The organism is Thiosulfatimonas sediminis (assembly GCF_011398355.1).
Classification (GTDB): domain Bacteria; phylum Pseudomonadota; class Gammaproteobacteria; order Thiomicrospirales; family Thiomicrospiraceae; genus Thiomicrorhabdus; species Thiomicrorhabdus sediminis_A.
Genome location: NZ_AP021889.1, coordinates 1,658,763 through 1,683,327, shown reverse-complemented (window position 1 = coordinate 1,683,327; position 24,565 = coordinate 1,658,763). Strand labels below are relative to the sequence as shown.

Genomic DNA, 24,565 nt, shown 5'->3' with positions numbered 1-24,565 from the left:
CACAAAAGGCGTTAACAAGCGTTATGGCAATTTTTATTTTAAACAGTGGTTCGGTTCGTTCTAACTCCTTGGAATGGATGCCGGAAATTCATTCTTTGACGGTCGATATGAATGTGCAAGCCAAGTTGCAGCGCCATTCAAAAGACGATCAGCAGAATTGGATTGTTTACCAGTCGCCGATTTCGCTTTTAGCCGCTTGTTTGGAAGTTGAAGCAGACATTCAAGCCGCGCGTGCTTATGTACAGGTTGCGTTGCAGCAAGTGATCGAGTTTTACAAACACAACCGTAAGCAATGTGAGTTGCTTGCTGTCGAGGCCGTATCGCAATCAGAAAGCTTGGATAAAGCCGCCGCACTTCAACTAAGCGAACACTTTATCCAACAAAGCGACTCTGGCAGTGTTCATCACCTGTTAGCGACTTATCTATTGCAAACCGACAAGACGCTTGCAAAAGTTGTTACCGAATTGATCGCTTGCACTGCCGTTGCCGCGCCCTTGGAAGCCGCGATAGACTTGAATCAAGTTTTAAAAAATCACCACACTTTGTTACAAAATAACGGCCATTTGGCCGAGCGATTACAGACGCTTGAATCAGCCTACAGCGTAGAGCATGCAAAAGCACAGTCTACTATAGAAAAACTGGCGTCGAGCCAACAGCAGTTGGAGCAAAGCTCCGCAGCAGAGCAACAAGCGCGTGCCAAAGAAAAAGCGTCGGCAGAACAAATGAAAGCCAAACTGGAAACAGAGCTGACCACCATCCAAAGCGAAAATGAGTTGATTATCGAGCAGTTGCATCATGTGCAAGAGTTATTTGAAAGTGAAATCAACCAAAAAGAGCGTGCTAAGTTACGTATTGCCGAGTTGCAAAGAGCGATTGACGGCCTAGAAAAACGCCTTGATAAATCTGAAATTCACCAGCTTTGGTTAAGATCGGCTTTGCAAAAAGCACGCAAGCGTTTATGGGCAAAAAACCGCAGCTTTAGAAACGAGCTCAAGAACCAAGCTGCGCAATTGTTGCAATCGAGCGAGTTTGATGCCAACCAATATCTTGAACAATATCCTGACGTAAAAGAATCCAGTTTTGCACCGGCGGTTCACTATTTGTTATTTGGCGCGTTTGAAGCGCGTAATCCCTCATCGTTATTCAACACCTTAAACTATGTCCACGCTTATCCTGATGTGGCCAAAGCGGGAATGCAACCGCTGATTCACTTCATTAAGTTTGGTCAGTTTGAAGGGCGAAAAGCCGATCCGTTGCAAAAAAGATTACCGGCACCAAAAACGCCAGAAACCAAATATTAAGAGAGTGGGATTATGTCAATCTTAATCACCGATAGCGGTAAATACGCGACGATTGTCTATCTCGGTGCCGGCGAATTTGCAGGGCCAATTGACGCGAATGCAACGCAATGGCACTTAATTGAAGCCGATCCGCAAAAAGCGGACAGCTTGGAGCAACGATTTGCCGATCAGCTAAATGTACAGGTTCACCCAACCGTTGTCGCCGCGCAAAGCGGTGCCGCCGAATGGATTGTCTACAACCTTGATGATTACAGCGGCTTATATCCCGCAACCGGGCTTAAAACGCTATATCCCGGTTTGCGCGAAGTTGAAAAACAAACCGTTGATGCGCAAGACATTAGCCAATGGGCTAACAACCTTGATATAGAGCCGGAAAGTTCCGCTCTATTAGTGCTAAACATCCCATCGGCTAATAGCCAATTACTCACCAAGCTCATGCAAACCGGAAAGCTTCAGCGGTTTAACGGCTTGCTGTGTCGACAAGGCAAAGAATCCCTTTTTACCGGGGCACAAAATGCCGAGCAACTAGTCGCTGCACTCGCACAGCAAGGCTATGATTTAAGCTCGCAAACCCAAGACGATCCCGATTTTGTAACGCTTAATTTCCAGCTAAACACGCTCTTTGCACCCTTGCAAAAGGCTCAAGCACAACTGGCGCAAAGCCAGGCCGAATTGAGCGAAGCAAAAAAGCAGCAAGAAGCATTGCAAAATCAATTAGCGGCTAAAAATGAAGAGCTCAAACAACAAACGGCTGTCCTTAACCAAAAAACGATCGACTTAAACGAACAAACCGTCAAATTGAAAGACCTAAACGCCACCCTGAACGAACAAGCCGTCAAATTGAAAGACCAAACCGTCATCCTGAGCTCGACTCAGGATCTCCAAAAAGACCTAAAAAACCAGCTGGCAGAAAAGGACTCGGCATTAATAGCAGCAGAAGAACAGTTAAATGCCAAGGATCATCAAATTTCCGAAATTTCGCAAGCTTTGCAAAATACCAAGCAAGCGGATCAGGCGAAAACGGAACAGATTGAAGGGTTGAAAACTCAGTTAACGATGAAAGAGGAAGAGTTATTGCAAAATGCAGGACATTTAGATGCATTCAGGCAAGAACAGCAAACCTTTCAATCGTCACTGATTGAAAAAGAACAGCTACAACAGCAGATGTTCGATAAATTCGCGAATCTTGAAAAGAAGATAGAAGACAACCAAGCAAATACCATAGGTTTGCTGACGCAAAATAAACAAAAAACCGAGTATGCGGAGCGTCATATCTTGGATGCGATAAAAAAAGGGTTAGCTAACAACATACTGCAAATAGAAGCATTTGAAAATCTGAATAACTATTTGAACTTCGACTCACGCCCATTGAATTTTCATGGCTGGCCGATCAGTCCAGATATTGCACTGTTTTTAATTGAACAAATTGAAGGAAATGATTACGACTTAATTATTGAATTTGGTAGTGGCACTTCAACGGCACTTTTTTCAAAAGTTATTAGTAAACAAAAATTAAAACACAAAGGCGAGTCATTAAAAGTAGTGACTTTTGAGCACAATAAAGTCTATTTTGAAAAAACTAAGCAAAACTTAGAAAGCCAATTCCTCGCAGATAACGTCGAATTAACCTATGCTCCTCTAAAAGAATATCAGTTTGAAGACCAAGATTTCCTTTATTACGATTGCTCTAAAAAATTAATGCAATTTGCTAAAGAGTTACCAAAAGAGGCAAAAATTTTAATATTGGTTGATGGCCCTCCAGGAGCAACCGGTCCAAAGGCAAGGTTTCCTGCACTCCCTTATTTATTAAGAGATTTATCACATTGTCGTCTCGACTTGGTATTAGATGACTATGCACGTCAGGAAGAAAAAGACGTGGCTAAGGCTTGGGAACAGTTATTAGAGCAAAGAAGTATTCGCTTTGTATCTGAGGAAGAGCCAAGTGAAAAAGGTTTATATTTTTGTAAAGTGAATTAAGGCTATTTAAAGATGAGTTTAATAAGTAAAGCTGCTGAATATTTCAAAAAGAAGGAATATGAGAAAGCCTATGTTTTGTACAAACAAGCAGCTGATCAATACGGTGAAGAAATAGTCAAATACAACTTGATTGTGTGTGAGAGGCATTTAGAAGAGCTGCCAACAATAAACAAAGTTACTAAGTCTGTGCTTGATCCTATTACAAAGCTGCTTTTAGATAACACCAAGCAAATGACCCTTCCTGAAGTTGAAAGAAATTCGGCCATAAAACACTATCAAAAACTTAAAAATGTTAAGTCAGAAGAGCTTGATGTAAAGAGTGTGAATCCTATTCCTTCTGACTGGCCTGAAAATTTAAAACTTGCCCCATTACCAGAGAGCACGAATGATTTTAAGTGGCTAGGAAATAAAGACCTTAAATACAAGAGTACAGAAGGCGAACTAGGGTTAAGTATTATTGTACCGACCTTTAATCGCTCCAAAATCCTTGACGTTACTTTGGCGTGTTTGGTTAATCAAGAAACTAAATACCCATTTGAAGTTATCGTAGCTGATGATGGCAGTAAAGAGGATTTAACCAATGTTATTCGTAGATATGAAAACTTACTAGATATAAAGTTTGTTAGACAGAGAGATTATGGCTATCAACTTTGTGCAGTTCGAAACTTAGGCCTACGTACGGCTAAATATGAGTATGTTTCAATTTTAGACTGCGATATGGCGCCAGAGAGATTTTGGGTTCAGTCATATATGGAGCTTTTAGAAAAAAATGATAATGTTGCTTTGATCGGACCGCGCAAGTATGTCGATACACACGATATACAGCCGGAAGCAATTCTAAAAAAGCCTGAACTAATTTCTTCATTGCCAGAAGTCGTAACAAACAATACAGTCGCCGGAAGAACGAAAGGTGAGGTTTCCGTTGATTGGCGTTTAGAGCATTTTAAAAATACACAAAATTTGCGTCTTTGTAATACACCTTTTAGATACTTCAGCGGAGGAAATGTCGCTTTCGCAAGAAAGTGGTTAGATATCGCGGGTTGGTTTGATGAAGAATTTACACATTGGGGTGGAGAAGATAATGAGTTTGGCTACCGCCTTTATCGAGCAGGTTGCTTTTTCAGAGCAGTTGATGGGGGCTTAGCTTATCATCAAGAGCCGCCTGGTAAAGAAAATGAAACGGATCGTGCGGCTGGTAAAGAGATTACCATTAAGATTGTGCAACAAAAGGTACCTTATTTTTATCGTAAATTAGAGCCGATTGAAACGACGACGCTTAAAAAAGTACCCTTAGTATCGATTTATATTCCTGCATATAATTGCGAAGCAACTATAGAACGTTGTATTCAGAGTGCTTTAGATCAAACAGTTATCGATCTTGAAGTGTGTGTCTGTAATGATGGTTCTACAGACAGCACCAAAGAAATCCTAGAAACAAAATACTCCACTCATCCTAGAGTGAGGTTTGTCACACAAAAAAATGGTGGTATAGGGAAAGCTTCTAACACTGCTATACAATTATGTCGTGGTTATTACATTGGACAATTAGACTCAGATGACTACTTAGAGCCAGATGCAGTAGAAATCTGTTTGAAGGAATTCCAAAAAGATCATTCTCTAGCTTGTGTATATACAACCAACCGAAATGTTAATCCAGATGGCAGTTTAATAAAAAATGGTTATAACTGGCCAGAATATTCCCGTGAAAAGCTAACCACGGCAATGATTTGTCATCACTTTAGAATGTTTACAGCTCGTGCATGGAATTTAACATTGGGCTTTGATGAAAAAATAACCAATGCAGTGGATTACGATATGTATTTAAAATTAAGTGAAATAGGCCCTTTTAAACATATTAACAAGATTGCCTATAACCGCGTATTGCATGGAGAAAATACGTCGATTAAGAAGTTGAAGCAACAAAAAGAGAATCATTATTTAGTAGTTAATTCATCTCTAGAAAGGCAAGGGAATAAAAATTATCAATATAACTCTGTTAGTGATGATGATGCTTGTCGGAAATATAGTTTAGATAGAAAAATAAGAAAGGAAGTTAAATGAAATTTGGAATTTTGACTATGTCAAGAGGGGATTCTAAGAGATTAGAGCATTGGATAAGATATCATGATTCAATAGGGTTTACAGATTACTTTATTATCCTTGATAATCCAAATGATGATTCAGAAGCTATTTTAGAGAAACTTTCTGATGAATTTAACATTAATGTTTTTGTTAAAGCTCCTAGCGGACCATATTATGATGATGTTTGTTCAAGTGAACTTTGGAATATAAAGAAAAAGTGGTTGGCAGATAATAAAAATATAATTGATGAAATGAATTTTCCAATCAATGATGAGATTTCTTTCAGGCAATACAAATATTTTCCTGAAATTATGAAAAGAATTGAAAATAATAATCTTGTAGACTGGTTGTCAATAATTGATGTTGATGAATATATTGATTTAATTGGTTATGAAGATATTGCTGAGATGGTTAGTGAAGTTGGTGGAGAGAGAATAAGACTGTTAAATTTTAACTATGATACCTCGTCATCTTTTCCTATAGTTAAACCTGTAACAGAGACTGCTACCTTTAGGTGGGACAGACAAGATATTATTGAATTTGGTAGTGGTTGGGAGTATAGGTGTAAGTCAATAGTAAAATATGACAAAGCTTTACCTTTGGTTTCTGTGCATGCAATATCTAAAGGTAGTTTCAAGGTAGTAGAACATACGAAAGCTAAGCTGAACCATTATAAATATCCCATAATGAATAATATACCTTACACAGTCGATGATCCATTAAAATTTAATAAGTGAAATTTTTATGAAAGTAAAACTAAAAAACTTAAGGCAAGATTCATGTTGGCAAGAATTTTCGAGTTAAATTGAGCAAAAAAGTAATGGCCAAAGAATATATTTTATCCCGGCAGTAGGAAATTATGGAGATGCATTAATTTTTGAGGCTTATGATATTTTTTATGAAGAGTTAAACAGAAGAAATATTCTTGAGAATGCGCGCAAATTCATAAAATAAGTGCTTTTATTGACTGTATCACAAAATCGGTGCAATGGAACAGATTACCCATCTAGGTTGTTGGGCCCATGCCCGACGTAAGTTTATGGATGCCAAAAAATTACTGCCTAAGAATAAAACCGGCAAGGCGGACATGGCACTCAATCTCATTCAAAAGCTCTATCAAATTGAACAACACATCAAAGACCAACCACCAAATAAACGACTCGAGATCCGGCAAACCGAAAGCCTGCGGGTTTTAGAACAGCTCAAAACGTGGTTGGATAAAAGCCTCAACAGCACCGTGCCCAAAAGCAAACTCGGTGAGGCCTTGAGCTATCTGGCAAAAAACTGGGAAAAGCTTCAAATCTTCACCACGAATGGGCGATTGAATATCGACAACAGTAACTATCCGGTAAACACCTCTTACCAACCATACTTATCTGTGAATAATTAGGTGCCCACGTATTTTAAATGGGCACTTATTATGACAGACACACTATCAACGCTTCCCACAGTCAAAAAGATTCGCCGTCACTATTCACTGGAATTCAAACAGCAAGTTTTGTCCGCTTGCGAGGACCCTAACACCTCGATTGCACAAGTCGCTCGGGACTACGGCATCAACGCCAATCAAATACAAAACTGGAAGCGTCAGCTTAAAAAGCGCCATGCTTCCCAAGCGTAAGCGTTCATTCCAAGACGTCCTCCCACGGCAATGAATTTCTCGCTACAGTAACCTCTCACTCACCAACAGGAGGTTACATTCATGACAACAAAGCGCCGCACTGCCGACCAATGGCAAGTCCTGGTTGATCAGCAACATCACAGTGGCTTGTCAGCCCGACAGTTTTGCCAGCAACAAAAAGTTGGCTATGCCAGTTTTTGCAACTGGCGCAAACGCTTATCTGAAAAACCAGACGAGAGCGACGATTCAGCATCCAGTGAATCCAGTTTTCTGGATCTGTCCTCATTGATAAGTGACTCACGCGCGAGCGACTCTGGCTGGAACATTGTTCTAAGTCTGGGCAACGGTGTTGAACTGCGACTGAGCCAGAACGGATGATCGGGCTCGATAGTCAAGCGCGTATCTGGCTGTGCACCCAGCCCACCGACATGCGAAAATCCTTCCAAGGCCTCAGCGCCCTGGTTCGCAACCAACTCAAACAAGATCCGCTCAGCGGTCACTACTTTGTCTTCATCAATCGCCGTAAAACCCAGATGAAGATGCTGTATTTTACCGGAACCGGCTACTGCCTGTGGGCCAAACAACTGCAACAGGGACAGTTCCCAGTGCCCAAATCCAATGCGTCCCATCATGCGCTGACGCTTGCCGATCTGCAGCTGCTCATCGATGGTATTGAAGTGCAAAAATACCGCCAATTCAAGCGTTTCAAAAGGGTATAAGTACGTTAGTATTTGGTATAATACAGCCCATGATTTCAATGCGCTCAACATCACCTGCCACAGCACTATGCGCCTCGTCTGACGCCACAGACCTGGCTCAGCAAAATGCGCTGCTACGTGAACAGTTAGCCTTGCAAGCAGAAACCATTGCTAAGCTCGAACACCAGCTCGACTGGTTCAAAAAACAACTGTTCGGTCTCAAGTCAGAAAAGCAGGTGTTTGACCTGCCCCAGCAGGCCAGTCTGCTCCAGAGTGAACAGGCAATGCGACCGGACACATCAGTGGATGAACCCAAACGCACCATTCAGGCCTATCAGCGCGGCACAGGCAAAAAACAGCGTGACGACGATTGTCTCAACGACACCGGTCTGCGCTTCAGCGCCGATGTGCCCGTGGAAGTCATCGAACAGCAACCGCCAGAACTCAGTGGTCCCGATGCGGACCTGTACGATATCATTGCCATCAAAACCACTTATCGTCTGGCGCAGCGCGCCTCAAGCTATGTGGTACTCAAGTTTGAGCGCCCGGTGATCCGTCGCAAGGGCTGCAACCCAAAATTGATCACAACGCCCGCACCGTTGAACGTGCTCGACAACTCTCTGGCTGACGTCAGTCTGCTCGCCGGAGTGTTGGTCGACAAATTCCAATTCCATCTGCCCCTGTATCGACAGCATCAACGGCTTATGCAGGCTGGCATTACCGTCAGTCGCAGCACCCTGACCAATCTGGTCAAGCGGTCCATTGATCTACTCAAACCGATTGTCGATGCCCAGACAGACAATGTGTTGCGCTCGCGAGTACTGGCCATGGATGAGACCCCAATCAAAGCCGGCCATCAAGTCCGGGCAGGCTCACAAAAGGGTAAAATGAAATCCGGCTGGTTCTGGCCGCTGTATGGTGATGCTGACGAAGTGGTGTTTACCTATGCCAGCTCCCGAGGGCGGTTGCACATAGAAACCGTTCTCAAGGACCAATTTAATGGCACCCTGCTCAGTGATGGGTATTCGGCCTATGCGCGCTACGTTGAGACACAACAGGGTGTTACGCATGCTCAATGCTGGGTGCATGCACGCCGCTACTTTATTGACGCACAAAAAGCGCACCCTGAACGAGCGACCGATGCCTTGCAGCAGATCGCACAGATCTACCGGAATGAAGAAGTCATTCAGACACAGGGCCTGACAGACGAGAAAAAACGTCAGTACCGACTGGATCATTCAAAGCCAGTGGTCGATCACTTCTTCACATGGTGTGAGGAGCAACTCGATAACCCACAACTGGTTCCCAGTGATCCGCTGGCAAAAGCGCTGAACTATGTGCTGGGTCGTACAGCGAGTCTGAAAGTGTTTTTAAAAGATCCGCAAGTGCAACCGGACACCAATCACCTGGAACGGGCCTTGCGGCCCATTCCAATGGGTAGGAAAAACTGGATGTTCTGCTGGACAGAACTGGGGGCCGAGCACCTGGGTCTGATTCAAAGCCTGATCAGCACCTGCAAGTTACATGAGGTTAACCCCTACACTTACCTGGTGGATGTATTGCAACGCATTGGCCGACACCCGGCCAAAGACGTTGTGGATTTAACACCGCGCGTCTGGAAAACTCGGTTCGCTGATGCCCCTCTGCGTGCACTGATTGATCCACGCCACCCGTACCGTCAAAACACAGCGACAGAGGTTTACGCTCATGCGCATTGAAGACATGACATTGGATCAGTTAATGGAACTGAACACGCTTATCTGCCAGCGCATTGACCAGTTGCAGGAGCGTGAAACCATGGAAGCGCTGATGCAATTGCGATTGGGGATGAAAGTGACGTTTGAGGGTCGCTATGGACAAGTGTTTGGCATCGTCACAAAAATCAATCGAAAGACGGTGATCGTACTGGATGAAGATGGTGCCAAACAATACAAGGTTGCACCGGTATTATTACGCCCACTTCATGAGGCAAGCTGATTCAACCACGTCTTGGAATGAACGCTTACTCCCAAGCGGCATTTATTCCGCTGGTCTTGAACGATCTGCCGCCGTCATCGCCTCAAACGCTCTTGGTCGAACTGCCTGCACCTCAAGGCAAGATTGCTGTGCACTGGCCTGTCACAGAATTGGCCAAATTAAGCGCCTTTGTCAAGTCGGTGCAGTCATGATTCGCATTGATCATTATTGGCTGGCGACTGAACCCATGGATATGCGTGCAGGACCCGATACCGCATTAGCTCGTGTCATTGCCGTGTTTGGTGAGGCCAAACCCCATCATGCGTATCTGTTTGCCAATAAGCGCGGCAATCGAATGAAGTTATTGGTCCACGATGGCTTAGGCATCTGGCTCTGTGCTCGACGTTTGAATCAAGGTAAATTCCATTGGGCTGAGCTGTGGCGGGGCGATTCCGTGACACTCTCCCCTGAACAATGTCTGGCACTGGTGCAGGGCTTGCCTTGGCAACGGCTCGAGACTTCCTTATCACTGAGTTAGTCTTTATAATCCGCGGCATGAAAACGCTGCCAAACCTCCATCAACTCTCTGCCCACCAGTTACGAACACTGGCGGCACAGTTGTTGGTTCAGGTTGAGGAAAAAGACCAGCGTAACTATCCGGTAAACACCTCTTACCAACCACACTTATCTGTGAATAATTAGGTGCCCACGTATTTTAAATGGGCACTTATTATGACAGACACACTATCAACGCTTCCCACAGTCAAAAAGATTCGCCGTCGCTACTCACGGGAATTCAAACAGCAGGTTTTGACCGCTTGCGACGACCCTAACACCTCGATTGCACAAGTGGCTCGAGACTACGGCATCAATGCCAATCAAATACAGAACTGGAAGCGTCAGCTTAAAAAGCGCCATGCTTCCCAAGCGGCATTTATTCCGCTGGTCTTGAACGATCTGCCGCCGTCATCGCCTCAAACGCTCTTGGTCGAACTGCCTGCACCTCAAGGCAAGATTGCTGTGCACTGGCCTGTCACAGAATTGGCCAAATTAAGCGCCTTTGTCAAGTCGGTGCAGTCATGATTCGCATTGATCATTATTGGCTGGCGACTGAACCCATGGATATGCGTGCAGGACCCGATACCGCATTAGCTCGTGTCATTGCCGTGTTTGGTGAGGCCAAACCCCATCATGCGTATCTGTTTGCCAATAAGCGTGGCAATCGAATGAAGATACTGATCCACGATGGCTTAGGCATCTGGCTGTGTGCTCGACGTTTGAATCAAGGTAAATTCCATTGGGCTGAACTGTGGCGGGGCGATTCCGTGACACTCTCCCCTGAACAATGTCTGGCACTGGTGCAAGGCTTGCCTTGGCAACGGCTCGAGACTTCCTTATCACTGAGTTAGTCTTTATAATCCGCGGCATGAAAACAATGCCAAACCTCCATCAACTCTCTGCTGACCAGTTACGAACACTGGCGGCGCAGTTGTTGGTTCAGGTTGAAGAAAAAGACCAACGCATTGCGGCCAATGCCAAAGCCATTCAACAAAAAGAGCTTAAAATCGATCAACTCACCTATGAGTTAGCCTATCTCAGACGTCTAAAATTCTCACACAAAAGTGAACAGATCAGCGCCTTACAGATGACACTGTTGGATGAAGTGACCGATGCCGACATTGCCGCGATTGAATCGGAACTGGAATCTCTCAAAGACAAAACCGACACAGCGCAACCAAAGAAAAAACCTAAGCGTCAGCCGCTACCCGAAAACCTACCTCGTCTTGAAATCCGTCATGATCCCGAATCCACCACCTGTTCATGTGGCTGTCAATTACGCCATATTGGTGAAGACGTCAGTGAGAAGCTGGATTATCTGCCCGGTAGCTCTCAAGTGGAACGTCATATTCGCTCCAAATGGGCGTGCGATGCCTGTGAAACTCTGGTTCAAAAACCGATGCCCCCACAAATCATTGACAAAGGTCTGCCCACCTCTGGGTTACTCGCACATCTGCTCATCGCCAAATACGCTGATCACTTACCGCTGTATCGTCAAGCTCAGATCTTTGAACGGGCCGGTGTTAAATTACCCAGTTCCACTTTAGCCGAATGGGTCGGCGTCTGTGGTGTTCAACTTGAACCGGTGGCTCAAGCACTCAAAGACTTTTTGCTGACGCAACCGGTCTTGCACGCCGATGAAACCCCAGTGCCCATGCTCAAGCCGGGGAATAAGAAAACCCATAAAGCCTATCTGTGGGCCTACACCAATCCAGCCAATGCACAACATAAGGCGGTGTATTACCACTTTAGTGAAGGACGAAACGGCAAGTTCGCAAGAGAGGTGCTACAGGATTGGAAAGGATTGTTGGTGTGCGATGACTATTCAGGGTACAAAGCCAGTTTTAAGCAAGGCGTGAGCGAAGTCGGTTGCATGGCGCATGCCCGTCGTAAGTTCGTGGAACTGCATGAAAGCGGCAAAAGCACGATTGCCATTCAAGCCATTGAACTAATGGGGCAACTTTACGCCATTGAAAAAGACAGCCAATCCTTGCCACCCGATGAGCGACAGGAAATCCGGAAGCAGAAATCCAAACCGATCATGGACCTGTTACTCAAATGGTTGCAGGTCCATCGAGAAAAAGTGCCCAAAGGTGGGGCAACGGAAAAAGCGATTCACTATAGCCTGAAACGTTGGGATGCCTTAAGCCGATACCTTGGAGATGGCCGCCTGCCCATCGATAATAACTGGGTAGAAAATCAAATCCGACCTTGGGCGTTAGGTCGCAAGAACTGGCTGTTTGCCGGCAGTCTACGCAGTGGTCAACGTGCGGCGAATATTATGAGCTTGATTCAATCAGCTAAAAATAATGGTCTGGATCCTTACGCCTATCTCAAAGATGTGCTTGAACGCTTGCCCACCCATAAAGCCAGTCAAATCGACCAACTCCTACCGCATAACTGGCAACCTAGCAACCGGTGATTGCCGGACGCTTACGTTCGAAGCACTTCTGCCGTGGAATCACACCGCATCCTAGAAAACTAGGGTGTGGGTAAATTGTCGCTTATTTTAATAATATAATGGCCTGAATAGCGAATGTAAGATTGTCGATAAATGAAAAAAACGCTCAAACGATTCTTTAAAAAATCCTCTAAAAACGCGGTTCAAGCGCGCAACTATAAGTTGCTTGCTTCGTCTTCCCTTTTTGATCAGTCTTGGTATCTAAAAGCGTATCCCGATGTTGCGGCAGCGGGTATGGATCCGATTGTTCATTATTTGAATCATGGTTTTGAAGAGGGGCGAGAGCCAGGGCCTCGATTTGATTCGGTTTATTATCTTTCTCAAATTACTCGTTTGCCAGAGAATCAGCAAATGGTAGGCAATCCTTTGTTGCATTTTTTGCAGGTTGGTAAAAGTGCCGGTTTAAAGCCTTATCCTGAGCACCGGGCCTTTTCTCATCGCGAAGTGTCCGGTTTTCAAAAACAGCTGTTAAAGTTCAGTCCGTTTTATCAACGTTTATTGCGTTTGGCTGAGAAATCTACCGGAAAGCCGCTCGTTCTACCGATTTTAGAACCGATCAAGAAGTTAAAAATGACCGCTTTGGTGATTACTTGGGACGTAGGGCATAATCCGCTCGGGCGCTCGTATATGCTTGCTGAAGCTTTGGAGCAAGCGGTTGATAATGTGGTGGTGTGCGGTTTTCAGTTTTCACGCTATGGCAATGATATTTGGCAGCCGTTACGTCATAGCCGTTTGCCGGTGATTGCTTTGCCGGGCGGTGAAATGAGTGAATGGCTGGCTGCATGCGAACAGGCGGTTAAAAAATTTAAGCCGGATGTGGTGATTGCTTGTAAGCCGAGAATGCCTTCGGTTGAACTGGGGATTTTATTTAAAGAAAAATATGGTATTCCGTTGATTGTCGATGTGGACGATCATGAATTGGCTTTTTTTAGACATGCGCAACCTTATTCGCTTGCTGAGGTGCTCAGTATGCCGGACGCAGTTTTGCAAAAAGAGACGGAGCCGTTTGGCGAGATTTGGTCACGTTTAACGGATAGCCTAACGCGCGATTGTGCGGATGCTTTAATTACGTCTAATGTGGCGTTAGAGGGAGAATTTGGCGGTACAGTGATTCCGCATGTGCGTGATGAAAATGCGTTTGATCCGGCACTTTTTTCTAAAGTACGCCAGCGTGAAAAATATTCCATCCCTGTTGATGCGAAAGTGGTGATGTTTTTTGGTACGCCTCGCGTTCATAAAGGCGTGGGTGAGATTGCCGAGGCGGTTGGTAAGCTAAATGATGCAAATATTCTGTTGGTTGTAGTCGGTGAAGCACCTGATAAAAGTGTGACTGCTCAGGTAAGTCAACTGGCTTATGGTAAGGTTCTTTATTTACCTAATCAGCCGTTTTCAGCCATTCCTGAAATTATTGTGATGGCGGACTTAGTGATCTTGCCACAGGATGTCAATCATCCTATTTCTAAATTTCAGTTGCCGGCGAAAGCGATTGACGCGATTGGGATGGGTATACCATTATTGGTTTCGGCAACTGAGCCGATGTTGCAATTAGTTAAGGATGGTGTGGCGCGTTTATTGCCGGATGAGCCTTTAGATAAGGTGATTGCGCAAGCCTTGAAAAAAACGCTTTCTCACTCGGATTCACTCGCGCTGCGAAAACAGTTTTTGTTGAACTATAGCTATCATTCAGCGGCTTTAAAGCTTAAAGCACTTATTGAGACAACTCTCAGCACCCCCCTTAAGCCACTAACAGGATTTGATGATTTAAAGCGGTTGCAACATCGTTTGTTTCCAATCGTTAGAGCAAATGAAGCAACAGGCATTGATATTGTTGTTTTTTGGAAGCAGAACGATACCGGGCTTTATGGGCGGCGCTCGGATATGGTTATAGAGTATTTGGCAAGTCGAGATGATGTGCGTAAAGTAGTGATTTTTGATGCACCGATCTCCGAATTTGATATCGCGCGCCTGCGTTCTGCGGACGAGCTAACCCAGAGCCGAAATATCTATATCAAGATTTATGAGAAGCTACTCGGCAAGCTAGATACGCCGAAGATTTCTTACAATGTGTTTGCGCATCCAGCAGGTGTTTACACCATGCGAGAGGATGGCGATGGACAGAGAATTTCGCTGTTTGACGGTTACGCACAATATTTGCAGGATGTTTTTGACCGAGAGGGAGTGAGTGCGGATAAATCGGTATTTTGGCTCTATCCGAAAATTCCATTAGCGGAAAAAATATTGGATGTCTTTAAGCCGCAAAAAGTGGTAGTGGATGTGGTGGACGATCATCGCGCTTGGCCGCATGTTTCGCAGGTTGAGAAGGCTTGGTTAACCGAGCATTACCAAAATTTGCTTGGGCATGCCGATTTAGCAATGGCGAATTGTCAGCCGGTAATTGATTCGATGCAGGTGTTTAATCCAGATATTCGATTGGTTGCAAACGGCTGCGAAGCCTCACCGAAAATGGTTGAGCCGATCAATAATCCGCTTTACGAAGAGTTGAAGGGCTTTAAAGGTAAGGTAATCGGTTTTGTCGGGAATCTGGAAGCGAAAATAGATATTCCTCTCATAGAGAGAATTGCCGATGAGTTTTCCGACGCTTTGATTGTTTTGGTTGGCTCTACGCATGCAAACCCAATGGTGAGAGCCTTGCAAAAACACTCGAATATTCGTATGTTCGGTGTGGTGCCTTACGAAAATATCAATGCGATCGTGTCTCAGTTTGATGTTGGGATTGTGCCGCATCTTAAAATGGACATGACCGATAACATGAACCCTTTAAAGGTGTTTGTGTATCTGGCTAACCGCGTGCCGGTGGTGGCAACAGAAGTGAAAAACCTACCTGATGCATCCGCGGTGATTACTGTTAAATCGCATGACGAATTTATCATGCAGATTCACTCCGCTCTCGACGCCAATCAATCGCATGATTTTGCTTTTTTAGAACAATTTACTTGGCATTCGCGTTTGAAAACTGAAGTTGATGGTTTGTTAAGCGATTCTAAGCAGAAGACGACTTTTACAGCGACAGCTGGTATTCCTAAAAAAATTCACTTTGTTTGGTTTTCGCCCAGTGGGCATGACGGGCTTGACGATTTACCGCTTGATATTCGCAATAATATTGGCCAATGGGCTGAGATGTTTCCTGATTTTGAAATAAAAGTGTGGTCTAAACGGTTAATTGAGCAAGTTTTTAGTGATTCCCTTCGGGTAATAGACGCCATAGAGACAAGCCGTTTTGAAGCGATGAAATCGGATATCGCTCGTGTTGCGATTATTAATCGAGAGGGCGGTGTCTATTCAGATTTAAAAAATGTGCCTAAAATGGCGTTTCTGAATGAGTTGATTGATGTTGGCGGAACAACCATATTAGACAACGGTGCAGACGCCTGATGGACAGTTAATCAATTCTTTTATTGTCAGTGAACCGGCATCTGAGAATACCGAACAGCTGTTGAAAATGATTATAGAAAATGTTCACTATAAAATCCCTAATCAAGGGGTTGTGAACGTCACCGGCTTGGTGGTATGGAAAAAGGCCTTAAGTTGTTTGAAAGAACCGAGCGCAATTAGCATTATTCCATCAAAAGTTGCTTGGCAGCATGAAGATAGTAATGGATGGATGAGTCGAATTTCCGCTAGTTATAATGGCGCATCGAAAGAAAAGCATTGGTCAGTAAGGCAGAAGTCTGAGCCACTTTATATTGAAAATACGCCAGAAATTAAATAGGTCGAATGAGTTGGTAAATAAAAAATTGAAAATTGCTATCGGTGCTATCGTTAAAAACGAGGCGGATTATTTGCTGGAGTGGATCGCGTATCACTGGGTAGTGGGTGTTCGGCATTTTTTAATTGCCAGTAATGACAGTACGGATGAAACCAGTGAGATTTTGCAAAAGTTGGTCAAATTAGGTTTGGTAACGTTTGTTGATTTTCCAACGGTGGGTGATGTCAAGCCGCAACTGCCGGCTTATAAAAAGCTGGTTTCGCTGTGTCCAAACGATATTGATTTGATTGCTTTTATTGATGCGGATGAATATTTAACGCCATTAGATGGCGAGTTGACCATTACCCCTTTTATTGACCGTATATTTGCAGACCAGAATATTTCTGCTTTGGCGATGCAGTGGGCTTGCTTTGGTTCAGCAGGACAGCTGTTTAAAGAGGACGGGATGGTCATTGAGCGTTTTACCCGTCAATCGGCGATGAAATTTACGGCCAATAAAAACTACAAGACTATGGTGCGACCAAATACGATTAAGGCCTTTAGAAACCCGCATTATGTGAGTTTGAAATCTGGTCGCTATGTCAATACGTTAGGCGAAGATGTGGCTATGGTGGCTGAGAAACTTGGTGTTGCGGTTACTCCGATATGGGAAAACTTACGCGTTAATCATTACGTTGTTAAGTCGTTAGAAGAATTTGTCTTAGGTAAGTCTCGCAAAGGCAGTGCCGCCTCTAAGGGCAGGGTAAAGCATAAAGATTACTTTAAAAGTCATGACCGGAATGAAGAGGTTTGGTCTTATCCAGACGAATTAATAAAACAGGTACATGAAACGTTAAACACCTTGACGACAGTTTTACCTAAAATAGAATCTGCTGAGGTAACAAAACCCTGGTTTAAAAAGTCTAAATTAAACAAATTGCAAAAACGCGATAAACAAATTATTGAAGCATCTGGAACGTTTGATAAAACTTGGTATCTTTTACGATATCCGGATGTTGCCAATGCTGGGATTGATCCGATTGAGCATTTTTTGCGTTTTGGCGTAATTGAAAAACGTGACCCGACAGAGTTTTTTGATTTGAAGTTCTATATCAACCGCTACCAAGACGTATCAAAGTCTTCGATGAACCCATTTGTTCATTACCTTAAATTTGGCCTAGAAGAGGGTCGTGTGGCGAATGCCCAACAACTTACATGAATATCTCGCTAAAGCCACTTCACTCGCACTTAAATAAGCACGATACCGTTCAGTCTTGGAGGGTGGAAGATACCCCTGCCTATTTTAAATGTTATGCAGAGTCCGGCACTAAGTGGCCTAAAAGATGGGTCGTTGTAAAAGGTCTATTACTTAGACAGTGCACCGGTTATGACGCTAAGTTGGTGTTTAAGTTGAAAGGTGGTAAAACCTTCACTTACAAATTGCCCATTACTTTGAAAGGTAAAATTTTTGAGGTAGTTCACTTCCCAGCCAATATTGAAAAAATCTACTTTGAACCAATGAGCTCAAAAGGCCGTTTTCAAATGCAAGATTTTCAGTTCAAATCTATCTCTTGGTTTGAGCGAAACTACTTAATGTCAAAACGGCTTTATCTGCTTTATAAAAGTCAAAATCAAGATGTGATTTATAAGGCAGGTATTCGGTGGCATCAGTTTATTTTCGATTTATCGAAAGCTTATGAAATTGCGGGTCGATTTAGAGCCTATAGCCCTAAGATTGAATATAAAGAGTGGTTAAAGCTGTTTGATCAGTTGAACCATAAAGATATTTTCAAAATTAAGCGGTTAATTAAGAAGAACTCGCAGCTGCCTGAAATTGAGTTACTTGAACTTGGTCACCAAACTGAAGCGATTTCGAGTCGTGCCATCCAAAATGGCTTGTCTGAACAGCTTTATTCACGTTTTAAAATCGTTAAAAAATCCGATTTGAGCTATGAGTTTTATCAGCATCGAAATACCCGCTGGTTGATGTTGGTTGAAGAGGGTTGTCAGCTACGTCCTCATGCGCTTTATTGGTTTGCACACCAGGCCTGTTTAAAGCCGAATGCGGCGATGATTTATAGCGATCATGATTATATTGATGAGAATGGTGAACGTTGTTCGCCTGTTTTAAAACCTGAATGGTCACCTGAGTTCTTTTTAAGCCAAAATTTTATTGGTGGCGTGTTAATGGTCAACACAGATTATTTGGATTTAGAAAGTTGTAAAAATCTCACTATTTATGCAGTAATTCTTCGGTTATTCAGTCGATTAAAGCCTTATCAGTCTGATGGCTTAGAGGTATGTCGTATTCCTGCGTTGTTGTTTTCCAAGCCTTTATTAGCGAATAATCAAAAGCGATTGTTGGCTGAGGGTGTGCAGGAAACCGAGTTATTAACAAAATTTTTTAACAAGCACGAAATTATTGCTGATATATCTGATTACCATTTGATCTATAAAAAGATTGTTTACGCTGTAAAAGCGAGGCCTTTAGTGAGCATCATTATCCCAACACGTGATATGTTGCACCACCTTGAACGTTGTGTTGAAAGTTTGTTGACCAAAACAAGCTACGATCATTTTGAAATTATCATTGTTGATAATCAGTCAGAAGAGCTCGAGACCTCAGCGTATTTTGCCAAGGTCAGTGCGTTACAGAATGTTAACGTGGTTGAATACAACAAGCCATTTAATTACTCTGCCATTAACAATTACGCCGCCAAATATTGTAATGGCGAAGTTTTTTGTTTGTTAAACAATGATACCGAAGTGATTTCTCCAGATTGGTTAGAAGTGATGTTGGGACAGTTACAACAGTCTAATGTTGGGGCTGTTGGTATTAAATTGTTGTTTCCTGACGGCACGGTTCAGCACGCAGGCGATGCGGTTGGCCCTGGGGGTTGCGCCGATCATTTCTTTTCTGGGTTTGAAGAAGAGCAGGCTGGTTACATGGGGCGTGCGATAGTTGCCCAAGACTTGTCGGCGGTCACTGCGGCCTGTCTTTTAACGCAACGTGATGTATTTGAGAGTTTAAACGGGTTAGATGAAAGGCATTTGTCGGTGGCGTTTAATGACGTCGACTATTGTTTAAGAGTACGTGAAAAAGGCATGCGTGTAGTCTTTACCCCTTATGTAAAGATGTATCATCACGAATCGGTCTCGCGTGGCAAAGATGATAATCCTGAGAAAATAGCTAGAGCTAAAAAAGAGGCGGACTATATTCGTTCAAGGTGGGGACATGTTCTTAAAAATGATCCGTTTTATAATCCAAATCTTAACTATGCCAGACCCAATTTTGAACTGAGCCGTTATCCGATGGTTAAAAAACCTTGGTTAAAGCGATGAGTGTTACCGATAAGGCGCAATCTAAAACACAGGTGATTATCATTGAAGAGCGAGAAAACCCATCTACCGATTATTTTGTTCTGCCGCAATTTCCATTGACTAAATTTGATGTTAAACGCTGCACTTTTAATCAAGGGATTTCAGCGGATCTTTTAACGGATGCAATTGTCGTTTTTGTACGTTATTTGCCGAAAAAATGGCGTCAACTAGTTGCTGAAAATAGAGTTGTTTTAAAGTCTCTCTATTTTTTTATGGATGATGATTTGCTTGATTTGAAGGCTTCCAAAGGAATGCCGCTGCGCTATCGTTGGAAGTTATTAACATTAGCTGCTCTGCATAAAAACTGGTTACTACAACAGCAAGCGGAATTTTGGGTTTCTACTCCCTATCTACTAAATAAGTATCATGCTTATTCTCCTGATTTGATGACACCTAAACCGGTTCAAGCGCTACATAATTCGGTGAAAGTCTTTTACCATGGTTCCGCCTCTCATAAAGCGGAAATCGAGTGGCTTTTGCCGGTTATGACAGCCGTATTAGCGCGCAATAAGAACGTTTGTTTTGAAATAATCGGTGGACCATCGGTTTATCAAGCTTTTAAAGGTTTGCCCAGAGTTCAGGTTATCCATCCAATGGGATGGGAGGCGTATCAGCATTTTATTAAGCAACCTGGGCGGCATATTGGTCTAGCACCTTTGCTGGATTCGGCTTTTAATGCTGCACGTTCATACACCAAGGTGTTCGACATTACGCAAGCTGGTGCGGTGGGTATTTATTCTGTAAATAGCGAAAGTGCTGGGTTTGTTGCGTCAATATGTTCCTCAGGCGTTATTCCCGCGGGTTTGGTATTACCACTGGAACCGGCATTATGGATAGAAGCGATTTTGGAATTAGCTGATGACGTTGAGCGACGTCAATTAATGCTTGAGCAAGCACAAGTTCGCTTGGCGAGTCTGGCGTGTAATAAATCAAAGGCTTTATGATTGATATTATGGATTGGTTTAAACAAAAGTTTAAAAAGCTATGGAGTTGGCTAGTTAAAGCACGTCATCTTCACCAGTATGTTGTTCTGGGGGCACTGGATCAGAATCAAATAAATATTGGTAAAAATTCTGCGTTTAAAGGGCTTAATGCGTTTGTTTTTAAGCCAGGTGCGGTCAATAACCGTATTGAGATTGGTGATAATTTTCGAGCCCGTAAATTGCAAATTATTTTTAAAGGGCAAAATAATCAGGTCATCATTGGCGATAACGTGAAATGGTCAGGCCGTATTTTGGTCGATGGTTGTGGTCTGGAGGTTCGAATTGGTGAGAATACCACCGCAGAAAGCGTTTATCTTTTGAGTCGTGATCAGAATGTGACAATTGGTAAGAATTGCATGATTTCGCGTGAAATTGAAATTCGTTCTACGGATGTACACAAAATCTATTTGTTGGAGACGGGGCAGCGGGTCAATGAGGCCAACCCTTTAATCGTCGGGGATCATGTTTGGATTGCCGCCCGAGCGTTTTTGTCAAAAAATACGGTTATTCCGAATAATTGCGTGATTGGTGCCTGTTCCTTTGTCAATAAAGCGTTTACGGAGGAGAACACGATTATTGCCGGTTCACCAGCAAAAGTGGTGAAGAGAGGCGTAGATTGGAAGCGTTAAATCTAAGCTTCCAGTCATGCTTTTGAATGGTACATAACCAAAGGCGTTGCAGCCGGATTGTTTATTTCTTTGGTAGGTGTTGTTCGATGTAGTCGAGCAGTTCCGCTTTGCGGTACGGTTTTTTGAGAATCTTGATCGGATAATCGGTTTGTTGATGTTGTTGCAAGGCTTCTTCAGGAAAACCTGAGGAGAAGATAACCGGAATATCTGGAAATAAGTTATGAATTTGTTCTGCCAGTTGTAAGCCGTTTTTCTCGGGCATAATGACATCACTAAAGACCAAGTCAATCTGCGAGCCGTGGTTTTCAATTTCATGGATAGCGGCTTGTGAGCTGTTGGCGCAGATTACATGATAACCGACACTTTCGAGGCATTTTTGGGCTAAGCTGAGTAGTTCGTATTCGTCGTCTACCAAGAGTAGGCGATAGCGTTTGTGGTTTGCACGCGACATTTGGTTGGCTTGATGTTGTACTGGGGTAGGTTCGTAAAGCAACTGTTCAGCGCCTTTTTGTGGCGTATTTACCGCCGGGAAAAACAGCGAGAAGCTACTGCCAATCCCCACTTCGGAATAAAGTTTTACTTGTCCGTTACTTTGTTTCATAAAGCCGTAGACCATCGAAAGGCCTAAGCCCGTGCCTTTGCCGACAGGTTTGTTGGTATAGAAAGGTTCAAAAATACGGTCTTGTTCTGCCTTGGCAATGCCGCTTCCGGTATCCGTAACGCTGACCACAACGTATTCACCGGCTTTGAGGGATTCGCCTAAAAAGCTCTGTTCTTCGCTGATTTCACTCATGCTGGCTTGAATAAAAATATCACCGCCATCTGGCATGGCATCGTTGGCGTTAATCGCTAAGTTCAGTAGCGCGGTTTGAAATTCGAGGCGATCGGCGGTGATGTCCGGTAAGTTATCATTTACTTGCAAGTGTAATCGTACTTGTTTAGAGACGACGCGTTCAATCATTTCTAACTCGGCTTCAAGCAGGGTTTTTAAGTGAATCTTTTCTGGAGCAAGCGTCTGTTTACGCGCAAAAGCTAAGAGACGTTTGGTTAAATTGGTGGCGCGTTCAGTCACTTGTTGTGCTTTTTTAATCGATTGGTGCGCTTGGCTGACGTTGTTTTTTTCTAAATACACTTCCGAAAGGTCGAGATTGCCGACAATAATGGCAATTAAATTATTAAAGTCATGGGCGATTCCACCGGTCAGCTTGCCAATCGCATCCATCTTTTGCGCTTGGTTTAGTTGTTGTTGGATACGTTGCCGCTCGCGAATGTCTCGCACTGTACAGACCACCAGTTTATCGTCACTTTTCACTGCATTTAAGCTGGCTTCGATAGGAAACACTTCGCCATTTTTGTTTTGTGCGCTCAGTAGTGCGGCATCTTGCATTAACCGCATTCGCGGACGGTGCATATAGTTTTCGCGCACTTGTACATGATTGTGACGGAAGCGCTCGGGCATCAGTTGTTCCACTTTAAGGCCTTTAAACTCCTCTGCACTGTAGCCAAACATCTGCTCTGCAGTGACATTGTGTTCAATAATCGTGCCTTGTTGGTTGACGACTAAAATTGCATCGGCAGCGGAGTCAAAAATCGCGCTAATTCGTTCTTGTGTCTCTTTAAGGTGTTGTTGTGCTTCCTCAATTTGCGTCTGGTCGGAGTAGGTTGCGCCAATTGCCAAGAGTTCATGATTGTGTTCTATTGCAAAAATCTTGCAGTAAAAATATTTGCCCGAGTAGCGGTTGTCCGCAGGTAGATAGATGCGCTTGAAGAGGGTTTCTAGTTGGAACAGTTTGTATTGTTCGTCCGAGCTGAGCTGTGATAGTAAATTAAAGTTTTCTGGTTTTTCAATGCTCGCCGAATGACTGTGTTTTTTTTGCGCATTCTGCTCGGCCAGTAGGCGAGGTATTAAGTTAAGCGCGCTTTGGTTACTGAGCTGAACTTCGCCATTGGCATTGGCCACCATCACCGCTTGCGGCGCCTTTTGGATAAAGTGATGTAATAAATTGTTGTCTTTATCGCGAGCGATTTTATTTTTGGCATGGCGCCAAGCAAAAACGGTGATTAAGATTGTGAGTAATAAATTGAGCAGCAAGATGCCGTAAATCATTGGGCGGAGTTGCGGAGTCTGCAAAATATAAGTGGTTATATCTGCCGAATAGGCGCTGCGACCAATTAAGTACAGAGGGGTGAAATGGTCAATGACGGTGTGCGGTAGCGCATTGTGTGTATTCTTAACCGGTACTTGTTGAAGCTGTATGGCGCGTACTTGATATTGATGATTTTCAATCGGACGAGTTTGCGTGCCCTCTTTTTGCGCGCGCGTCAGCATTTCACTGAGGCCAGTAAACACATCACTACTGGCGGTACTTAGACTGTTCATTTGTTCCCAAAGAGGGGTGATTGGGTTGATTGAAAGGGCGCTCAGATTGCGCTCCAAAATCCATAAGTTCATCAGATGATTGATGGGTGTTTTGTCATTATTAAATGGATACAGCGGTAAGAGTAGTTCCTGTAAGGATATTTTGACCGCAATGTATCCTTGGGTGACCGAGGGTTTAGCATTGTTTGTATAAGGCGTTGCCATCAGGATAAAGGTTCGGTTTTCCTGCATCGCGTTAAGTGTATCTAATTGCAGTTTTGACAGAAAGATGTCGTTGGGTTGCAATTGTTGGATTTCATTCGAAAACTCAGGATTTAGCTGAAAAGTACTTTGTGCAGCATTTTGAATGCTGTGGGAAAATATTTCTGCACGATTACGCATCTGCTTATCAAACAAAATGATTTCACTAAAATGCGGGTGGGTTTGGATAAAGGTTTGCAGTTGTTGGTACTGCAAAGTTTGCAGTTGTTTAGCGATTTCAGCGGATGCTTCTTGATCGATCAGTTGTTGATTTGTGCTGAGATTTTTTTGCAGCAGAGCGAGATGTTGTTGAAAACTACGCAAGCGTTGCGTCATTAAATGCTCAACAAAACGACTTTCGTTATTCAGTAGTTGTTGATTTTTTTGGTTGTCTTGTTGATATTGCGAGTGTACGAAAAAACCCAGCATTGTGAAGGAGATGAGCACTCCGAGAGAGAGGGTTGCTAAGCCAATCAGCAGGCTATAACGCAGGGCGCTGCTTTGTTTCATTACACGGTCTCCGCTGCAGAGTTGGGTAAACAGGTCGGAAATCAGAATAATGAATTTACGCAGTTAACGCAATCAAAAGCCG

General features: G+C 43.6%; 23 protein-coding genes. 22 read left to right on the top strand and 1 reads right to left on the bottom strand.

The window, feature by feature from the left end; all coding sequences use genetic code 11:
* Positions 1 to 23 precede the first annotated feature (23 nt).
* The 22 genes from HRR27_RS07795 (at position 24) to HRR27_RS07690 (ending at position 21,353) form a co-directional block, all read left to right on the top strand.
* Complete coding sequence (locus HRR27_RS07795) at positions 24 to 1,301, top strand: hypothetical protein (protein WP_173272514.1); 1,278 nt, start codon at positions 24 to 26, stop codon at positions 1,299 to 1,301.
* A 12-nt stretch (positions 1,302 to 1,313) separates the two neighbouring features.
* The gene (locus tag HRR27_RS07790; RefSeq protein WP_173272512.1) at positions 1,314 to 3,278 is read left to right on the top strand and encodes a coiled-coil domain-containing protein; all 1,965 of its coding nucleotides are present in this window, start codon (positions 1,314 to 1,316) and stop codon (positions 3,276 to 3,278) included.
* A gap of 12 nt (positions 3,279 to 3,290) precedes the next feature.
* The gene (locus tag HRR27_RS07785; RefSeq protein WP_173272510.1) at positions 3,291 to 5,339 is read left to right on the top strand and encodes a glycosyltransferase family 2 protein; all 2,049 of its coding nucleotides are present in this window, start codon (positions 3,291 to 3,293) and stop codon (positions 5,337 to 5,339) included.
* Positions 5,336 to 6,097, top strand: coding sequence for a glycosyltransferase family 2 protein (locus HRR27_RS07780; RefSeq protein ID WP_173272508.1), 762 nt, complete (start codon positions 5,336 to 5,338; stop codon positions 6,095 to 6,097). Before HRR27_RS07785 ends, HRR27_RS07780 begins: the two co-directional genes overlap by 4 nt.
* Before the next feature lie 230 nt (positions 6,098 to 6,327).
* Complete coding sequence (locus HRR27_RS07775; RefSeq protein ID WP_341829825.1) at positions 6,328 to 6,750, top strand: IS66 family transposase; 423 nt, start codon at positions 6,328 to 6,330, stop codon at positions 6,748 to 6,750.
* Between the two features lie 30 nt (positions 6,751 to 6,780).
* Entirely contained in the window at positions 6,781 to 6,981 is a 201-nt protein-coding gene (locus tag HRR27_RS07770) for a transposase (RefSeq protein ID WP_173272504.1), read from the top strand.
* 81 nt (positions 6,982 to 7,062) lie between these two features.
* Positions 7,063 to 7,359: an IS66 family insertion sequence element accessory protein TnpA gene (gene tnpA, locus HRR27_RS07765; RefSeq protein WP_173272502.1), complete on the top strand. Its 297-nt coding sequence runs from the start codon at positions 7,063 to 7,065 to the stop codon at positions 7,357 to 7,359.
* A complete protein-coding gene (tnpB, locus tag HRR27_RS07760; RefSeq protein WP_173271188.1) occupies positions 7,356 to 7,700 on the top strand; it encodes an IS66 family insertion sequence element accessory protein TnpB in 345 nt (114 codons plus the stop codon). The genes tnpA and tnpB (HRR27_RS07760) overlap by 4 nt, the downstream gene beginning before the upstream one ends.
* A gap of 38 nt (positions 7,701 to 7,738) precedes the next feature.
* Positions 7,739 to 9,397, top strand: coding sequence for an IS66 family transposase (tnpC, locus tag HRR27_RS07755; RefSeq protein WP_173272500.1), 1,659 nt, complete (start codon positions 7,739 to 7,741; stop codon positions 9,395 to 9,397).
* Positions 9,387 to 9,656: a hypothetical protein gene (locus HRR27_RS07750; protein ID WP_173271192.1), complete on the top strand. Its 270-nt coding sequence runs from the start codon at positions 9,387 to 9,389 to the stop codon at positions 9,654 to 9,656. Before tnpC (HRR27_RS07755) ends, HRR27_RS07750 begins: the two co-directional genes overlap by 11 nt.
* 17 nt (positions 9,657 to 9,673) lie before the next feature.
* Positions 9,674 to 9,847 carry a hypothetical protein gene (locus HRR27_RS07745; protein WP_173272498.1) on the top strand — a complete coding sequence of 58 codons (174 nt, stop codon included), beginning with the start codon at positions 9,674 to 9,676 and terminating at the stop codon, positions 9,845 to 9,847.
* Entirely contained in the window at positions 9,844 to 10,173 is a 330-nt protein-coding gene (gene tnpB, locus HRR27_RS07740) for an IS66 family insertion sequence element accessory protein TnpB (RefSeq protein WP_173272493.1), read from the top strand. Before HRR27_RS07745 ends, tnpB (HRR27_RS07740) begins: the two co-directional genes overlap by 4 nt.
* A 17-nt stretch (positions 10,174 to 10,190) precedes the next feature.
* A complete protein-coding gene (locus HRR27_RS07735; protein ID WP_173272491.1) occupies positions 10,191 to 10,337 on the top strand; it encodes a hypothetical protein in 147 nt (48 codons plus the stop codon).
* A 30-nt stretch (positions 10,338 to 10,367) separates the two neighbouring features.
* Positions 10,368 to 10,718: a transposase gene (locus HRR27_RS07730; protein WP_173272489.1), complete on the top strand. Its 351-nt coding sequence runs from the start codon at positions 10,368 to 10,370 to the stop codon at positions 10,716 to 10,718.
* Complete coding sequence (tnpB, locus tag HRR27_RS07725; RefSeq protein ID WP_173269097.1) at positions 10,715 to 11,044, top strand: IS66 family insertion sequence element accessory protein TnpB; 330 nt, start codon at positions 10,715 to 10,717, stop codon at positions 11,042 to 11,044. Before HRR27_RS07730 ends, tnpB (HRR27_RS07725) begins: the two co-directional genes overlap by 4 nt.
* A 17-nt stretch (positions 11,045 to 11,061) precedes the next feature.
* Positions 11,062 to 12,615 (top strand): IS66 family transposase, encoded by a 1,554-nt coding sequence (tnpC, locus tag HRR27_RS07720; protein WP_173272487.1) that lies wholly within the window; start codon positions 11,062 to 11,064, stop codon positions 12,613 to 12,615.
* Positions 12,616 to 12,747: 132 nt separating this feature from the next.
* Positions 12,748 to 16,047 (top strand): glycosyltransferase family 4 protein, encoded by a 3,300-nt coding sequence (locus tag HRR27_RS07715; RefSeq protein WP_173272485.1) that lies wholly within the window; start codon positions 12,748 to 12,750, stop codon positions 16,045 to 16,047.
* The gene (locus HRR27_RS07710; protein WP_173272483.1) at positions 16,034 to 16,384 is read left to right on the top strand and encodes a hypothetical protein; all 351 of its coding nucleotides are present in this window, start codon (positions 16,034 to 16,036) and stop codon (positions 16,382 to 16,384) included. Before HRR27_RS07715 ends, HRR27_RS07710 begins: the two co-directional genes overlap by 14 nt.
* Positions 16,385 to 16,409: 25 nt before the next feature.
* Entirely contained in the window at positions 16,410 to 17,579 is a 1,170-nt protein-coding gene (locus HRR27_RS07705) for a glycosyltransferase family 2 protein (protein WP_173272481.1), read from the top strand.
* A gap of 62 nt (positions 17,580 to 17,641) precedes the next feature.
* Complete coding sequence (locus HRR27_RS07700) at positions 17,642 to 19,702, top strand: glycosyltransferase family 2 protein (protein WP_173272479.1); 2,061 nt, start codon at positions 17,642 to 17,644, stop codon at positions 19,700 to 19,702.
* 32 nt (positions 19,703 to 19,734) lie between these two features.
* Positions 19,735 to 20,685 (top strand): glycosyltransferase family protein, encoded by a 951-nt coding sequence (locus HRR27_RS07695; RefSeq protein WP_173272477.1) that lies wholly within the window; start codon positions 19,735 to 19,737, stop codon positions 20,683 to 20,685.
* A gap of 8 nt (positions 20,686 to 20,693) precedes the next feature.
* On the top strand, positions 20,694 to 21,353 hold the full coding sequence (locus tag HRR27_RS07690) for an acyltransferase (protein WP_173272475.1): 660 nt from the start codon (positions 20,694 to 20,696) through the stop codon (positions 21,351 to 21,353).
* Between the two features lie 61 nt (positions 21,354 to 21,414).
* Here HRR27_RS07690 and HRR27_RS07685 read toward each other — a convergent pair whose 3' ends face one another.
* On the bottom strand, positions 21,415 to 24,483 hold the full coding sequence (locus HRR27_RS07685) for a PAS domain-containing hybrid sensor histidine kinase/response regulator (protein ID WP_173272473.1): 3,069 nt from the start codon (positions 24,481 to 24,483) through the stop codon (positions 21,415 to 21,417).
* Between the last annotated feature and the right edge of the window lie 82 nt (positions 24,484 to 24,565).